The organism is Kitasatospora sp. NPDC001309 (assembly GCF_042896295.1).
GTDB lineage: Bacteria > Actinomycetota > Actinomycetes > Streptomycetales > Streptomycetaceae > Kitasatospora.
Window position 1 is genome coordinate 1 of the sequence record NZ_JBIAXC010000089.1, and the last position, 15,033, is coordinate 15,033.

General features: G+C 70.7%; 16 protein-coding genes. 9 read left to right on the forward strand and 7 right to left on the reverse strand.

What is annotated here, in order from left to right; all coding sequences use genetic code 11:
* The first annotated feature begins 17 nt into the window (after positions 1-17).
* The 3 genes from ACFY2K_RS42810 (at position 18) to ACFY2K_RS42820 (ending at position 2,893) form a co-directional block, all read left to right on the forward strand.
* Positions 18-323: a hypothetical protein gene (locus tag ACFY2K_RS42810; RefSeq protein ID WP_387718412.1), complete on the forward strand. Its 306-nt coding sequence runs from the start codon at positions 18-20 to the stop codon at positions 321-323.
* Positions 323-592, forward strand: a complete 270-nt coding sequence (locus ACFY2K_RS42815; RefSeq protein ID WP_387718415.1) for a hypothetical protein — start codon at positions 323-325, stop codon at positions 590-592. The genes ACFY2K_RS42810 and ACFY2K_RS42815 overlap by 1 nt, the downstream gene beginning before the upstream one ends.
* 1,428 nt (positions 593-2,020) lie before the next feature.
* A complete protein-coding gene (locus ACFY2K_RS42820) occupies positions 2,021-2,893 on the forward strand; it encodes a recombinase family protein (protein ID WP_387718417.1) in 873 nt (290 codons plus the stop codon).
* A 90-nt stretch (positions 2,894-2,983) separates the two neighbouring features.
* Here ACFY2K_RS42820 and ACFY2K_RS42825 read toward each other — a convergent pair whose 3' ends face one another.
* From ACFY2K_RS42825 to ACFY2K_RS42855, 7 genes are all read right to left on the reverse strand, one after another.
* The gene (locus ACFY2K_RS42825; protein WP_387718420.1) at positions 2,984-3,403 is read right to left on the reverse strand and encodes a hypothetical protein; all 420 of its coding nucleotides are present in this window, start codon (positions 3,401-3,403) and stop codon (positions 2,984-2,986) included.
* 268 nt (positions 3,404-3,671) lie between these two features.
* Positions 3,672-4,019, reverse strand: coding sequence for a hypothetical protein (locus tag ACFY2K_RS42830; RefSeq protein ID WP_387718422.1), 348 nt, complete (start codon positions 4,017-4,019; stop codon positions 3,672-3,674).
* Positions 4,019-4,234, reverse strand: a complete 216-nt coding sequence (locus tag ACFY2K_RS42835) for a hypothetical protein (RefSeq protein ID WP_387718425.1) — start codon at positions 4,232-4,234, stop codon at positions 4,019-4,021. The genes ACFY2K_RS42830 and ACFY2K_RS42835 overlap by 1 nt, the downstream gene beginning before the upstream one ends.
* A gap of 571 nt (positions 4,235-4,805) precedes the next feature.
* On the reverse strand, positions 4,806-6,524 hold the full coding sequence (locus tag ACFY2K_RS42840) for a hypothetical protein (RefSeq protein ID WP_387718428.1): 1,719 nt from the start codon (positions 6,522-6,524) through the stop codon (positions 4,806-4,808).
* Positions 6,525-7,049: 525 nt separating this feature from the next.
* On the reverse strand, positions 7,050-8,051 hold the full coding sequence (locus ACFY2K_RS42845; protein ID WP_387718431.1) for a bifunctional DNA primase/polymerase: 1,002 nt from the start codon (positions 8,049-8,051) through the stop codon (positions 7,050-7,052).
* Positions 8,052-8,151: 100 nt separating this feature from the next.
* Complete coding sequence (locus tag ACFY2K_RS42850) at positions 8,152-8,487, reverse strand: DUF6303 family protein (RefSeq protein ID WP_387718434.1); 336 nt, start codon at positions 8,485-8,487, stop codon at positions 8,152-8,154.
* Positions 8,484-9,194: a GntR family transcriptional regulator gene (locus ACFY2K_RS42855; protein ID WP_387718437.1), complete on the reverse strand. Its 711-nt coding sequence runs from the start codon at positions 9,192-9,194 to the stop codon at positions 8,484-8,486. The genes ACFY2K_RS42850 and ACFY2K_RS42855 overlap by 4 nt, the downstream gene beginning before the upstream one ends.
* Positions 9,195-9,352: 158 nt before the next feature.
* Here ACFY2K_RS42855 and ACFY2K_RS42860 point away from each other — a divergent pair, with 158 nt between their 5' ends.
* The 6 genes from ACFY2K_RS42860 (at position 9,353) to ACFY2K_RS42885 (ending at position 14,959) form a co-directional block, all read left to right on the forward strand.
* Positions 9,353-9,580 carry a hypothetical protein gene (locus tag ACFY2K_RS42860; protein WP_387718440.1) on the forward strand — a complete coding sequence of 76 codons (228 nt, stop codon included), beginning with the start codon at positions 9,353-9,355 and terminating at the stop codon, positions 9,578-9,580.
* A gap of 31 nt (positions 9,581-9,611) precedes the next feature.
* Positions 9,612-10,163, forward strand: coding sequence for a plasmid transfer protein TraA (traA, locus tag ACFY2K_RS42865; protein ID WP_387718443.1), 552 nt, complete (start codon positions 9,612-9,614; stop codon positions 10,161-10,163).
* A 13-nt stretch (positions 10,164-10,176) separates the two neighbouring features.
* Positions 10,177-12,213 carry a sporulation protein SsgA gene (locus ACFY2K_RS42870; protein WP_387718445.1) on the forward strand — a complete coding sequence of 679 codons (2,037 nt, stop codon included), beginning with the start codon at positions 10,177-10,179 and terminating at the stop codon, positions 12,211-12,213.
* Between the two features lie 149 nt (positions 12,214-12,362).
* Positions 12,363-12,866 (forward strand): hypothetical protein, encoded by a 504-nt coding sequence (locus ACFY2K_RS42875; RefSeq protein WP_387718448.1) that lies wholly within the window; start codon positions 12,363-12,365, stop codon positions 12,864-12,866.
* A 139-nt stretch (positions 12,867-13,005) separates the two neighbouring features.
* Complete coding sequence (locus ACFY2K_RS42880; RefSeq protein ID WP_387718451.1) at positions 13,006-13,950, forward strand: hypothetical protein; 945 nt, start codon at positions 13,006-13,008, stop codon at positions 13,948-13,950.
* A gap of 487 nt (positions 13,951-14,437) precedes the next feature.
* On the forward strand, positions 14,438-14,959 hold the full coding sequence (locus tag ACFY2K_RS42885; protein WP_387718454.1) for a hypothetical protein: 522 nt from the start codon (positions 14,438-14,440) through the stop codon (positions 14,957-14,959).
* The last annotated feature ends 74 nt before the right edge of the window (positions 14,960-15,033 follow it).

The following is a 15,033-nucleotide window of genomic DNA, read 5'->3' on the forward strand; positions in this document are numbered from 1 at the left end:
GCCCTCGGGGTGTGGGCGTGAGGCCCGCGACGCTGGCGATGCTGCGCGAGCAGATCGTCACCGGGCCGGACGCGCTGACCGACGAGCAGGTGATGGGGCTGCTCGACGTGGTGATGGCGGAGTCCGGCGCGGCCGACGCGAGGGCGGACCGGCTCACCCACGCGGCGAGGCTGGCGAGGGAGGCGGCGCGGCTGCTGCGGGGTGAGCTTCGGGTGGTGGTGGTGGAGGCGGACGCGCGGGCCCGGATCAGGGCCGAGCAGGCGCCGGGACTCGCCGACTCGTTCGACGCCGCTTACTGGGCACCGGTGGACGCGGTGGCGTGATGGCCGGGCGCCGCAGTCTCACCGTCGATCCGCCGGAGCGCATCCCCGGCCTGATGAGCGACGAGGTGCTGTTGGCCGAGGCCGCGTCCACCAGGTCATGGCTGGACGAGCTGAACGCCGAAGTGCTGGGGGCGCGGCATCGCATGGGCAGGCTCGGGCGCGAGATCAACCGGCGGGGTCTGGTGGCGGGACAGGTGCGGGCACCGTCGCCCGTGCTGGCGGGCAGGAAGCGGCGCCCGAAGCAGGTGGAGGGGGAGGTGGAGGAGTGAGCGCGGACGGGGAGCGACGGCGCGGGCTGGCGCACCGGGTGCGGGGGATGAGGATGTGCCACGTCTGCGGGCACGGTGAGCGCTGGCACCCCGAGGGCGGACCGTGCGAGTCGGTGTGGCCAGCCTCGGGGGCGTGTGAATGTCGGGCGTGGGCGGCGCCGGTGCCGACGACGCCGACGGCGCGCGGGCACTTCAAGTGATCGCCCACGTGTAGAGGCCGCGCCGGATTTTCGGGGGCAGTGGAAAGGGTGGCCGCGCCCCCCGGATCTGGTTTCCTGGTGCGGGGCCCCGGTGAGCGTGAATCACCGGGGCCCCTGCCGTCAGCCGCCGTACCTGCGCCACAGGATCAGCAGCGCCAGCGCGCCCGCGTTGTACAGCAGGACGCGCCAGTCCGGACGGGGTGGTTCGGGCTCAGGCATCGAAGGCCCCTCTCCCTCACCAGGCCGGACCCTCCGGCCCGGTGGCAGCATTCTTAGGCCCGAACGGGTGACGGATCAAATCGCAACTTTGCGTCACTCTAAGGTAGTTGCCTAGGTCAGAGGGGGTGCGTGCATCCGTTCGGACTACTCCAAATGGAGCACATCGGAGTATCCGGCCCACGGAGCCCACACGGGGACGGTCACACGCCTATGAGCCCCCCGCCCCAATCTGGGCTCAAATTCTAATCTGGTTTTCTCGGGGTCTATCCCTCAGGTTTTCATTTCTCCTCTGCTACCAATTCTCACTCATTCTTTCTCGTATTCCTCACTGCATTCTGTGTGTCGTGCTGCACTGCCTCACCTCCCCAACTCCCCACCCTGCCAAGCTACTTGCTCTCACTCTCTACTCACTCACACTCACTCACTCTGCTACTCACACACGCTCTCACCTGCGCTTTCTCTCTCATTCTCATCACTGTCTCTGGTGCTGCCTAATGGTGTGCGGTTGTGCCGTTGTCGCCGGTCACCATAACTGCCAGCCAGCGCCCCACCTGCCAGCCAGCCTCACCGCTTCACTCTCAACTCTCTTGCTCTGCTTGCTAGTTGTGCTCTAGGTTGCTGGTCTTCGCAGGTCAATGCCGGTGGCGACCATGCCGACCAGACCCCCATCCGCCAGCGCCACCCACACCAGCACCGATCAGCCGATCCAGCCAGCGCCCCGCCAGAGCCGCGCCAGCCCGGCGCCGACCACTTCCCCCACCACGCCATCCAGCGCCCGCCACAGCGCCCCACAGCGCCGCCATGCCAGCCAGCCTCACCACCACAGCGCCTCACTCCTCCTCCTCCTGCTGCTCCTGCTGCTCTCACCCCACCAGCGATCAACCCGTGTGCCATTGGTGGTCACTGTTGGCACAAGATCACCTAGGGGTGCATGACGGCCTGACGCTGTGCCAACTGTCGTGCCATTGCAGTTGACCCGTGGCACACACCCATGGCACAGTCCTCCACCATGACCACCGAAGCGCACACCCTGATCGAGTCCAACGCCTGCCCCATGAGCGCCTGCCTTGCTCCGGCCGGACGCCCCTGCCTCACCGACACGGGCCGTGTCGCCAGCCACTACCACGCCGCCCGGATGGTGATGGTGAAGTCGCTGGAGAGGTCGGCCCGCATCACCATCCCCAAGCACCGCCGCGACGGCGCACAGCTCGACACCACCCCGGCCGCGCCCGTCACCACCACAGACATGGTCAAGCTGGGATATGCCCGCGTCAGCACCGCAGCGCAGGACCTGACGGGGCAGATGGACGCGCTGGCTGACGCCGGGTGCACGGAGATCTACGACGAGAAGGTGAGCACCCGCGAGACGGAGCGCCCCGAGCGGTCGCGGGCGCTGGCCCGTGCCGCAGACCTGGCCAGCCTCGGACTGTCCGTGCGCCTGGTGGTTCACGAGCACAAGCGCATCGGGCGCGGCATCGAGGTGATGGACTTCCTGCGCAAGGCGTTCGCGGCCGGGGTCGAGGTGGAGTTCCTGACCGGTGACCATCGGGGCGTGTTCGACCCCAACTCGCCCATGGCCATGGGGATGTTGACCATGTCGGCGATCTACTCGGAATCGGAGCGCGAGTACATCCGCGAGAAGACACTCATCGGTCAGGAGGTGGCGCGCGACAACGGCAAGCGCGTGGGCGGCGTCAAGGTCACCGACGACGACATGAAGACCACGGCGGAGCGGCTGTACCGGGAGAACAAGACCATCCCGGAGATCATGGAGCGCCTGGTCATCCGGACCGGGAACAAGCGTGGCCAGCACCCGAGCAGGCGCACGGTGTACCGCCTGCTGGCCGACGTGATGAACGAGCACCAGGCCGACGACGTGTAGACCGCGCACCAGCACGAACGCCCCTCGGGACCATCCGGGGGGCGTTCGGCCGTTCCAGGGCCCTTTCTGGCCCTTTCCCCCGACTTCCCGTCACATGGGCCACGTCCGGGCCCGGTGCGCCTGTACGGCCGGACGCAGCGCCGGAGCGTCGGCCCGCGCCAGCATCCGCCAGCCCGTACCCGGTGAGGTCTCCTGATCCACCAGTCCGGCCCGCTCGACCACCAGCGCCCACCCCTGCGCGCTGATCTCGCCGCCCTCGGCCACGAACGCCGCTTGAGCCTCCCCGGTCCATGCCCGGTCCCGTGTGCCCAGCCAGCCGAGCAGCCAGCGCGCGGCCACCTCCACCGGGTCGGGGTCGTCGTCGTGGTCCTGGTGCTCGGGCTCGACCTGGCCAGCCTGTAGCCGGTCGTGCTCGGCCCTGATCCGGGCGTAGTACGCATCCACCTCTGTCCGGTCGGCCTGCGCCTGCTGGTGGCCCTGCTGAAGGTCGGACAGTCGTCGTCTCGTCATGGCGCCAGGATGCGCCCGGACGCGCGGACCGTGACCGACTGGCACGCGGCTGCGCCGCAGACAAGCAATGAACCCGCGCGCGCTGGCCGAGCACGACGATGACCAGGCGGACGGCTCCAATCCCCGCGCCGCTCACTTCCGCGCCACTGGACGCCACAGGCCGGGGAGGTTCGAGCACACCGGGGCCCGGTCGGCGCCGTTGGTGAGATCGCACAGCCGACCCCGGATTTCAGCCCGGCCGGCGTGGGGGGTACCCACAAACCGCGGTTCACTCCGGGGCCCACTCGTCAGGCTCGGGCGGCCGGAGCGGAGCGCGGTCGGCGGGGACGTAGAGCTGGCCGCAGGTGACGCACCGACGGCGGACGGTCCGGGGGCACTTGCCCGGCGTGCGCGGGACGGTCCACCAGTGCGGGCGCTCGACCACCCACCGGACCATCCCCGACCGGGCCCGGACGCGCTCGGGGTACAAGCCGGTGAGCCGCAGCGCGTTGGACGTGGTCGAGCGGCTGCACCCCATCCGGCGCCCGTAGGCGTACGCGTCGGCCGACCAGATCAGCCGGTTGGGGTCGCGGCACGCCATGGCCCGGAGCGCGGCGGCGAGTTCCTGCGCGTTCATCACCACCACTTCCTCATCTCGTCGGCGTCGCGCCGGTTCTCGCAGATCAGCGTGTGCAGATCCCGCACGGCCAGCATCCGGCGCTGGGCCAGCCGCAGCCCGTTGCGCCGCAGGAAGTCGCGCAGGTCGAGCACATGCCGGAACGGGTCGCGCCTGTTCAGCGCGTACGCGATGTGCTGCGCCCACTCGTCATCGGTCAACGTCGTTGTGTCCATGACTCCACACGGTGCAGGAACGCGGACGCGCAGAGATCAGGTGTTCGCTGGCGTGTCGCCACACACGGCGCGGGTTCATTGCTTGTTCACCCCGGCTCGACCCCGAGGCGCGGCACCTCCCGATCACCTACGGCGCACTGCGTGAGTCGTCCGGCGAAGCCGGTCCGCTTCATCCCTGACCCGTCACCAGGACCACCACGGCCAGCACCACACATGACACAGAAACAAGAAAAACTCCCTTAGGTTGAAGGAGAGATACCGGTAGATACCGGCACTACGGGCAAAAGCGCAGGTCACGGGGTTGCCGGTATGTACCTCCAGCAGGGTCGAGATACCGGCAGCGGGGGTCGAGATACCGGCGGATCTTGCCGGTATGTTGCCGGTATCTTCGGGCCTGCCGGTATCTCCCGGAGATGCCGGTAACTACCTCTGACCTGCGGTTTTGTAGGGTGCGCCGGTATCTGCCGGTATCTTTTGGGCGCCCCGGTCCGCGTGCCACGTTTCATGTCATGTGTCGGGACAGCACGAAGCCCCCGGCCGGTGGTCGGCGCGGGGGCTTCGGTGTCAGTGGTCAGTCGGTGAGCGCGGGCTGCTCGGCCGCCGGACGCGGTGCCGGGACCGACACGGCCGGATCGCGGTACTCGACCTTCCACCGCCACGCTTCGGCGTTGCTGTCCTTCACCTTCCGCAGTCGGTACTCACCGTGCCAGCGGCCCTCCCGCGCCTTGAGCCAGTAGCCGAGCTTCTGGACCGAGGGAAGGTAGGTGCCCTTGTCGCGGGGGAACACGGCGTCGAGGGGGCCCGGAGTCGGGATGCCGTACTCCGCACTGCTCCGGGCGGCGCCGAGCAGCTCACCGGCGCCGATCAGCCGGTCACCGAAGTGGCCGTGCCATGCGGCGAGGAACACCGTCCACTCGTGGCCGTCGTCGTCGCCGTCGCGCATCTGCTGCTCGCGGCCTTCGAGCCAGCCGCTCACGCCCATCCATCCGAGGATGCCGCCGATGGTGCGCGGCCACGCCCCGAAGGAGGCGATGGAGTGGGAGGAGCGCGGCGAACCGGCCGCCACCCACCCCGACAGCAGGACGAGAAGCGCATGCAGCAGCTCGCCGGAGTGCAGGGGGAGCCAGTCGTTCAGGTCACCGAGCGCGAACGACTGCTGATCCCGAAGCTCGGGCGCGCCCCCGTCGGGGTCCAGACGCGTGATGATCGTGCGGCGCGGCATGTCGTCGCTGCCGGAGACGTTGTTGCCCTCCGCCATGAAGCATCGCCCGTTGGGCACCTCGATGACCTTCGAGGACCCGAGGCGGCGCCCGGTCCACATTGTCTTCGTGACCACCTCGGCCAGCTTGGGGTACCGGATGATGTAGCCGTTGGGCAGGTTCGCGAAGCCCACGAAGGGATGCGCCTTCTCGGCGAGCAGCGCGGTGATTACCTTGCCCATCTCGGTGTTGTCCTCGGGCCACGAGTTGGAGCTGAATCCGAACAGATAGTCAAGGATCATGCACAACAGCCCTTTGCCCGAACCGGGGTTGGTAGCGGTGAGCAGGTAGAACATGAACGGGTCGCGGATCAGCACCCGCAGCAGCGGATAGAACATAACGCCGACGTAGGACGCCTTGTCACTCGGCGCCACCCACGGGAAGTCACGCAGCACCTGATCCAGGATCAGGGTCTTCGCCGCCTCGATCTGCTCGTCCGTCGGGTTGGTCGGCACCGGCGGGATCTGGTGCTTCGGCTCGTAGTAGTAGCCGGTGCCCTCGTTGTATCCGGGCTCCGTCTGGAACGTGCCGTCCGGCAGCAGCAGCGGGACGGAAGAGATGCCCTTGAGGATGGACAGGTCCCACTTCGGGCGCGCGAGCACCGTGGTGGCGATACGGACCGGGAGCAGGACGGACGACACGATCTCGTCGCCGTCGCGGGTGGTGCGCGTCTTCTGTACGTCGGCGTTCTCCTTCACCACGTACGTGAGGTTGTCCGGGCCGATCGGCCTGATCACCGGCCCGTCGGCGCTCCGGCCGACCTGGGCGATTCCGTCGCCGTACAGGTGGACGCCGGAGATCTTCCCGGACTCCAGCGCCTCGATGACCGCGTCCACGCCGTCGGGCTCGCTGGTCACGTCGATGACGGGGAGGCTGGCGCCGCCGGGCCGCTGGCTGCGGGGGGCGCGAAGCTGGGCCTTGGTCGCCAGCTCGGCCGCCCTGGTCTCGGCCTGCGCGGTCTTGAGCGCGCGGTCCGCGATGGCCAGCGCCGCCTTGGCCTTGGTGATCTCACCCTTGGCCGCGCCGTCCATCCTGAGCCGGTCGAGCCGGTCGGCCGCCTCACGCGCGGCCCGCTGGAGATCAGCGACGGTGGTTCCCCCGGTAGTGCCGGTATCGGTGGTGCTGCTGGTGGTCATTCGCGTCTCTCTCGTATCGGAGAGCGCTTGTACCGGTGACCGTCCCTAGGGGGGTGGGCTACTCTGTGCCCTGGGTGTGAGACCGATCCGGAACTACAGATCTTTGTCTCCCTGGGTGGTCAAGCGGTTCAGCGCTCGACTTGCCTCACGAGAAGCCCCGGCTACTGTCCAAGGCGGCCGGGGCTCTCGCATGTCTGGGGGGACTCTACGCCCCGCGATCTAGGCCCCGCTGACACTCCGTCCGGCTGTGGGGACCGCACAACCGGGTGACTTTCACCGACTTTCACGACCCCAAGGGGCACTTGGTCGAGCGGCCGTTCACCCATTCGGCCGGCCGCGGGGCTCTGGTCGGCCGACTTTGTGAGAGTTCCACAGGACTTTCGGGGGAGTTACCGGCAGGAACGGCCGGGCGGGTAGTCCTCACCGTGTCCACGGCTTCACCGTCGCCCGTGCCATCTCGACCGCGCGCTGACCGTGCGCCGCATGCTGGGCACCCACGACAGTCACGTACTCGGTGAGCAGGTCGTCCGTCAGGTCGTCGCCGCAGGTTCCCGAGCATTGCCAGTGGACGGACAGCACGGCGCCGACTGCACCGGCCAGCGCGCGGGCGCCACGGTCGCGGGTGGGGTTCGCCCGGATCGCCGACACCCCGCGATCGTGGCCCTTGGCGCGGTACGCGGCGTTGTGGATGCAGCCGGGCATGTCCACCCCGGCCACGACCAGGCGCGGCCGGTTGGTCCACTCGCTCACGTTGTCGCGCTGGCGTCCGGTGGCGGCGTGCTCGGCCAGCCACTCGGTCATGGTCACCGGCCAGTCGGCCACGGGGGCGTCCAGCAGCAGGTCCCCGGTCCACTTCGCCTGAGTGCTCATCAGCACGTCGAACGCCCACTCGCGCTTGCCGTCCTCCCCGGCCTGCGGGATCAGATGACGCGGAAGTGCGGCACCGGCATTGGAGCCGTCCACCAGGCCGTCGGCGACGTGGGGGTGGAGCAGGTGCCGTGAGCCGTTCGCCGCCCGGTAGAACAGGTGGGCGCCGAGCCCGGAGCTGGAGCGCTGCACCAGCGTGGGCGTCAGGACTCCGGCGCTCCACAGGTGGCGCATCAGCTCGACGCCGTCCGCCTCGACGTCGAGCACCGCGAGCCCCGAGGGCTTCACCGCGACGCCGGTCCGCGCGCCGACGGGCCACGTACGCCGGATGCGCTCGGGGTCGGCGGTGGCGCCGTTGAAGCTGTGGCACCAGTCGCCGGAACACGCTCCGGCCACGCAGGCCGGGCAGGTGGCCGGGGACTTCCCCCCGGCGTCGGCGCAGGGGTCGCAGTTCTTCCTCCTGGGCCCCTTGGAGTCGGGGTCTACGGGGAAGACGTGCCAGCCGCGCGCCACCAGGGCCAGCGGCTCATTCGGAGCGGTGCGGGGTGAGACCATGAGGGTGTTCTCCTCTCGTCGGGATGATGCCGGGGATGGAGTTGGGGCTGTCCGGTTGGAACCTGCGCGGGTGACGAGCCGGACAGCCCCTCTTGCGTGATCAGGGGTGCTCGATCACCAGCGCGGCGGCCGACAGGCTCACCACCTCGTCGTCGCTCTCCTGCGTCTCCTCCCACGACCACACGCCGCCGTCGCCGGTCACCCGGACGTACCCCCACGCCGCGAGCACGGCGTCACGCTCGGCCCTGGTGGGGGGCTTGCCGTCGGTGGTGGCGAAATCGCGCTCGGGCCAGTCGCTCACCAGGCCGGGCACGGCCACGAACAGCACCCACCCGACGCCGGGGCGCCGGTACATCTGCGCGCGGTACTCGGTGGGGGCCGTGGCGGCCGGGGCCTGGTCGGCCGGGTTGTGCAGTGGCCTGCGGGTGGTGGTCACGCGGCACCGCCGTCCGGGGTCCAGGTGTGGACGAGCTGCCACAGGTGCACGGGCAGCACGTGCGCGACGGTCTCGACCGTGGCGCCGTCGGCGGTGTAGCCGGTGTGGGTGATCTCGTAGACGAGCTGATCCAGCGTCAGGCCGAGGAACGCCGCCTCCGGCTCGGAGGGGGTGCGCACGTCGATCTCCTCGCGCATCTTCACCTGCCGGTATCCGGCGTCCGCCATGCGGCTGATGATGCCGCCGGGGCCCGTGTCCGGGACGGCCGTTCCGGCGGCGTCCGCGACGGTCTTGGGGCTCCTGCCGGTGGCGAACTGCACCGGCACGCCGTCGGCCCACATGCGGTAGTGCTTCACGGTCTCGTCGGCCGTCTCGGTGACGGTCGTCTCCCAGCGCGGGGTGTATCCGCACTCCCTCACCTCCACGTCGAAGGCGCCGTGTCCGCGCTCGCGGTAGGCCGCTTCGTAGCGGTCGGGGACGACTCGGGTGATCTTTCGCATGATCGGGTGCACCTTGCTTCCTGCGGATGAGCGGATGACGAGTCCTTCGGTGGCGAGCACGCCCATGGCCTGCGCGACGGTCGGCCGGGTCTCCCCCAGCTCGGCCGCCAGCTCGGCGTCCTTGGGCAAGTCGGAGCCTGCCGGGTAGTCGCCGCCCCGGATGCGGCTGCGGATGGTGTCGGCGATACGCCGGTACTTCGGTGTCATGAGAAGAACCATAGGCATTCTAGGGTTCAGTCCGCTACCTCTCAGAAGGTGTTGACAGCTTCTCAGAAGACGCTCACTCTGGAGTCCGGCAGAACGAAGCTGACGGGTGATCAACTCCGTTGAAGCGCGGCCCCGTACTGCCCTGACCAGGAGGAATCGTGCTCGTCTACTGCGAGATCCGCGCCCCCCGCCCCGGCGGCATCAAATCGGCCGGCTGGTGGCTGGCCCTGCACGCCGTCCACGCCGACCACCGCGTCTTCGGCTGCGACACGGTCGGCACCGTGACCGTCACCGGCCGGATGGCCACCGCCGCCACCGTGCGCCTGGTGCTGCTGGCCGCGCCGTTCGTCGCCGCCGTCTGGGCCCTGTCGCACCTCACCCGCTGACCACGCACCACCCACCAGGAGGGGAACCACCATGGCCACCACTTCGCACAACGGCGCCACCACCAGCACCAGCACCGGTGGGAAGACCACCGGCGGGGGCAGCCACAACAGCTACAAGACCGGCGGAGGGTTCGCGCCGTCGGGCGCGTTCGCCCCGTCCTTCGCCCCGTCCTTCGGGATCAGCGTCAACGTCAACAAGGGGATGCCGGGCGGCGCCGGGTTCTCCCCCACCGGCGGCCAGCAGGGCAATGGCGGTCAGATGCTGCTGCCCGCGCCGGAGTTCGACAGCACGGACCAGGTGCGCGCCTACTGCAACCACGTGCGGGCGCTGATGATCCAGATCGGTCTCGAACTGGGCATGGCGTCCAAGCTGCTGGAGGCCCGGTTGCGGCAGGTCCAGCGGCGCCCCGGCGCGATGCCCGGTGACGGATGGGTCCGGGCCCGCTCGGTGGCCGGTCACCTGCGCAAGTCCGGTGACGCCGCCGTGGCCGTGGCCAAGCAGGCGACCGCCACCGTCGGCGCCCTGGAGCGCGAGTTCCGCCCGGCCGCGCCCGTCCGCTCCGCCACCCCGTTCCGCATCTGAGAGGGGACGTCCCATGTCCCGCGACACACACGACCGCGAGCACCAGCAGCAGGAACAGCGCCTCACCGGGGGCGCCAGCGCCAAGGGCCTGGGCGCGTGGCTGCTCCACCGATCCAAGCCCTACCTTCCCGCGTGGATCGGCTCGGGCCTGGTGGGCGCGGCCGGTTCGGCCGCCTCTCTCCAGTGGCACGGCAGCCCCGGCGCCGGGGTGGCGCTCACCCTGTCCTCGGTCGGCATCACCGGCGCTTCGTGGCTGGTCGGCCAGCGACTCCAGATCATCCAGCGCATCCACGTCACGGTGCTGACCGGCGCGGCGTCGATGTGGGTCACTGCCGCCGCGCTGGCAGGTCCCCTGAACCCCGCCGTCCTGAACGCCTACCTCATGGGCGCCCCGCTGGCGGCCATCTCGGTGAACCTGCGTCAGCTCACCCGCTCCGGCCAGCAGGCCGCCACCGGCGACAGTGACGGCGGACTCCTGGAGAAGGTGGGGCTTGCCCGCGCGAAGTTCGGCCGGGCGAAGGTCGAGCCCAACCGCGTCACGGTCCCCTACGCGCTGCCCGCTGGCGAGATGACCAACGACGACATGTCCAAGGCGGCCGGGCGCCTCGCGTCCGCGCTGGACGTGCCGACCACCGCCATCCGCATCCAGCACGACCCTGAGTCCGCCCGCAAGGGCACCCTCGTCGTCGTTCCCGAGGACCAGCTCAAGGTGCCGACCGTGTGGCCCGGCCCGTCCGCGCCCGGCGAGTCGATCGCCGTCCCGCTGCGACTCGGTGTCTACGACGACGGCTCCGACCTGCTGCTGCCCCTCCTCGACGCCATCCACCTCCTCGTGATGGGGATGACCGGCTCCGGGAAGACTGAGGGCGCCATCGACGTGCTGCTGGAGATCCTGACCCGCAAAGACGTGGTGGTGCTGCTGTCCGACCCCGCCAAGTCCGGGCAGGACTTCGGGCCGATCCTCGACGCCATCACCTGGGCCGCCCTGGACATGCCGTCCACCATGGCCATGGCCGCCGCCGTCCAGGCCATCATCCCGGTCCGCGCCCGCTGGCTCCGCGACCACGGCTACCGGGCATGGGAGCCCGCTGCTGCGGAGATCCAGACCGACCCCTCCCACTCGTGCCAGACCGGCCGCGCCTGCCACTGCCCCGGCATGCCCTACGTGATCGCTTGGTGGGAGGAAGCTGCGAAGACCCTCCGCGAGATGGGCGAGGACGCATTCACCGGCATGGCGCAGGAAGCCCGCTCCGCCGGGGTCTCCATCGTGATCTCGATGCAGCGCGCCAGCGGCTACCAGATCAGCACCGACACCCGCGCCAGCCTGCCCGCCGCGCTGTGCTTCGGCGTCCGGGGAGATGACGCCGCGTTCGCCCTGCCCGAAGAGGTGTTGGACGCGGGCGCCAACCCGGCCGCCTGGGCCAACAAGCGCAAGGGGTACGTGTACCTGGCCAGCGCGGGCGTGGACGAGGAGATGCACGCCAACCCGGCCCGCACGTTCTGGACCGGCGGGGACGCGCTCTATGCCCAGATCGGCGCGTGGGTGGTCGAGACGTTCACCGGCGTGCGGGCCGCGCTCGACCCGGTGACCGAGGCCGGGGCCGCGCGGGTCGCGGGCAAGTACTTCGTCCTGGACCGGGCCGCCATCGACGCCCACAACGCCAGCGTCTACGAGGACGCCGCCCCCGAGGCCGACCCCGAGGAAGAGATGAACGCCGAGCTGGCCAAGGTGCACGCGGAGATGCTGGCCGCCGCCGGGGAGGCGGCCGGGGAGATCCCGCCGCTGTCGGCGGGCGTCAGCTTCGACCTGCCCCCGGCGGACCTGACGCCGGAGGAGGCCCGCGCCGCGCTGGTGGAGCTGGTGGAGATGCTGGCCGCCGCCGGGCCCGGCACCGTCGCCGTGCGTGACCTCGGGCCGTACCTGGAGCAGCTCGGGCGCAAGCGCGAGTGGGTGTCCAAGCAGATGAAGCGCCTCGCGGAGGAGGGCCTGTTGGCCCCCACCGCGACCGAGGGCACGTACCGCCTGGTGCCCCAGATGGCCGGGGTCTGACGGACCGGCACAGCGGCACACCCCCGCACAGCGGCACAGCGCGAATCCCCACATCACACGGGGTGTGATTCGGGCGGCACAGCCCCGGATCACACCCCGCACACCCCCACCGGCACAGCGACCGGCACACGTCCCCGGAGGTACCCGCCATGACCCCCCAGCAGATCACCGACGCCGACCTGATCGCCTCCCTGATTCCCGCCGACGCCGCCGCGCTCGACACCCCCTCCCCCGCCGTCCCGCTCACCGTGGCGTACACGCCGGGTGACGGCGGGGTCCTGGTGCCGGTGTACATCCCGGTGCCGCTGGCCTCCAATGCGGCGCCCGGAGCGACAGTTGCGCCGCACTCGACCGCACAGGCCCCGGCGGTTCGGGATGCCGGGCCGCTGGTGCCCCGATGGGCTGTCGGCACCGCCGTGGCGTCGGTCGGCGTCGGCGCCGGTGCGTGGCTGCTGGCCGGTGCGCTGCACCTCGCGGATATGGCCGTAACCGGTCTGGTCGCCGGTGCGTCGGCCGGGCTGCCCCTGCTGGTGGTCGCCGGGGTCGCCGTCGCCGCGCTGGCCGGTCGGCGCTCGTCCGGCGGTACGGGCGGCGTGCACGTCGTCCAGACCATCACGCAGACCATCACGAATCGCGTGCACATCGGGGAGTGACGGCACGTCCGTGACCCCTGGTGCCAGACTGACCCCCGAACAGACGTGGGGCCGCCCGGCTATCACCCGGAACGGCCCCGAAGATCCACGGACTCTGAAGGAGACCCCCGTGAACCACGATCAGCAGTATGACCGACCCGTGACCCGCCTTCAGCGCGTTCTCCTGACGTGCGCCGCCGTGCCCATGGTGGTGTTCGGCGGCCTCGGCGGCGTCGGCACCTTCACCAACATGACCCGCGCTTTCGGGTCCGCCGGTACCGCGCTCGGTGTGATCGCCGCCGGTGAGGGTGCTACCGCCGTGCTGGCCGTGCTCGCCCTGGTGCTGACCGCCTTCAGCCAGTCCACCCCCGCCCTGGTGCGCGCCGGACTGTGGGCGATGCCCGCCGCCGCCGCCGTGGTCGGCGCGGTGACCGCCCCCACGCTGCCGCTGGCCGCCGTCCAGGCGCTCACCCCGATGGGCATGTGCGTCTCGGCCGAGGGGCTGGCCCTGATGGTGCGCCGGACGATGGTCTACCGCACCGGCGTGGACCCGGAGCAGCAGCGCCGCACCGCCGACACCACGCGGCGTCTCGCGTATCTGCGGGCCGTGGCCGCGCAGCACCCCGACGAGGCCACCCGACGCCGCGCGGAGCTGGACGCGTGGAAGGTCGCGGAGCGCGCCGGAGCGGGTGACCTGGTGCTCGGTGCGGAGCTGGCCGAGGTGCAGCGCGAGCGGCTGTCGATCGCCGCCGACGACGCCCTGTCGTCCATGTTCACCATCGTGGCCGCACCGGCTCTGACCAGCGCGGAGCACCACGGAGCACCCACGGAGCACCCCGCACCGCCGACCGCCCCGAGTGCTCCGCAGGCCGGAGCGGGCGCCACGCTGGCCGACGTGTGCACGGTCGCCGGAGTGGTCGAGCCGACCCCCGGCGACACCATGACGGACGACCAGGTGGCCGCCGTGCTCCGCTGGCTGCGGTACTCGACCAACCCCCCCATGTCCGGCCGCGCCGCGTTCACCGCGTTCCGCTCCGCCGGGTTCACCGCGCCCAACGACAAGCTGAACGAGATGTGGCGCGCGCTCGGCACCACCACCCCCTGACCGACCCTCACCCGACGCCCCGTCTGCCCTCACTGGGTAGGCGGGGCGTCGTGCTGCTGGCACGCGGCTGGCGCCGCAGAACCGCAATGAACCCGCTGACACTGCGTCGGGCGGTACGGTGAGCGCGAGTGTTCAGCACTCACTCCTTCACGGCAGAGCCCCCGGTGAGAGACAACGCCGGGGGCTCTGTCACGTTCGACGGGCGACGGCGGCACGGGCGGACCGCCGCCACCCGGAGCACCACCGGCGCGGGCGCTGGCCGACGGAGAGACAGACCGGCCATCGTTGGCGTGCTGGCCCGGTTCCCGGTGGGCCCGACGCCCGACGTTGACGCCCGGTTCGGGGCGCCGGGGTGCTGCCCTTCCATGGTGTCAGCTCTGGAGCTTCGTACGGCTGAACCCCATTCCGCGGCTCGGCCGGCGTGGTGGGTTCGTCCGAGCGGGTGGCGGTGGTGGAGGTGATCAGCCGATCGGCGGAGCATGGCCCCATGACGTACGACGCGAACAGCGACATGGTGAACCTGACGCCGGACCACGCGGCCGACAGCGCGGTGCACCTGGCCCACCCCGACGCGGAGCAGGCGTTCGCGCGGTTCCTGGACGAGGTGCTGGCCGAGGCCGACCACCAGGTGAACGTCCTCACCTTCGAGGACCAGGCGCTCACCGAGCGGACGGCCAGCGGCACCCGGTCCGGCGCGCGGGTGGTGTACGTGGACGGCCACCGGCACAGCGTCCACCACCTCAGGCTGAGGAACGGCAAGCGGGCGCGGGTGCTGCTGCGCGAGGACGAGTGGGAGACGCGCGACGTACGCGGGCTGCACAGCGCGGGGGCGTTCGACGGGTCGAGCCTTGTGGATGACGGGATGTACCAGCAGACGGCCGGGCGCGACATGGCGACCATCCCGCCGCGCGACCACACCCGCGACCGGTTCGAGTCGGCGGCCGACCCCTGGGCCGAGATCCTGGAGAGCTTCAAGACGCCCGGCGCCGCCCTCGGGGTGTGGGCGTGAGGCCCGCGACGCTGGCGATGCTGCGCGAGCAGATCGTCACCGGGCCGGACGCGCTGACCGACGAGCAGGTGATG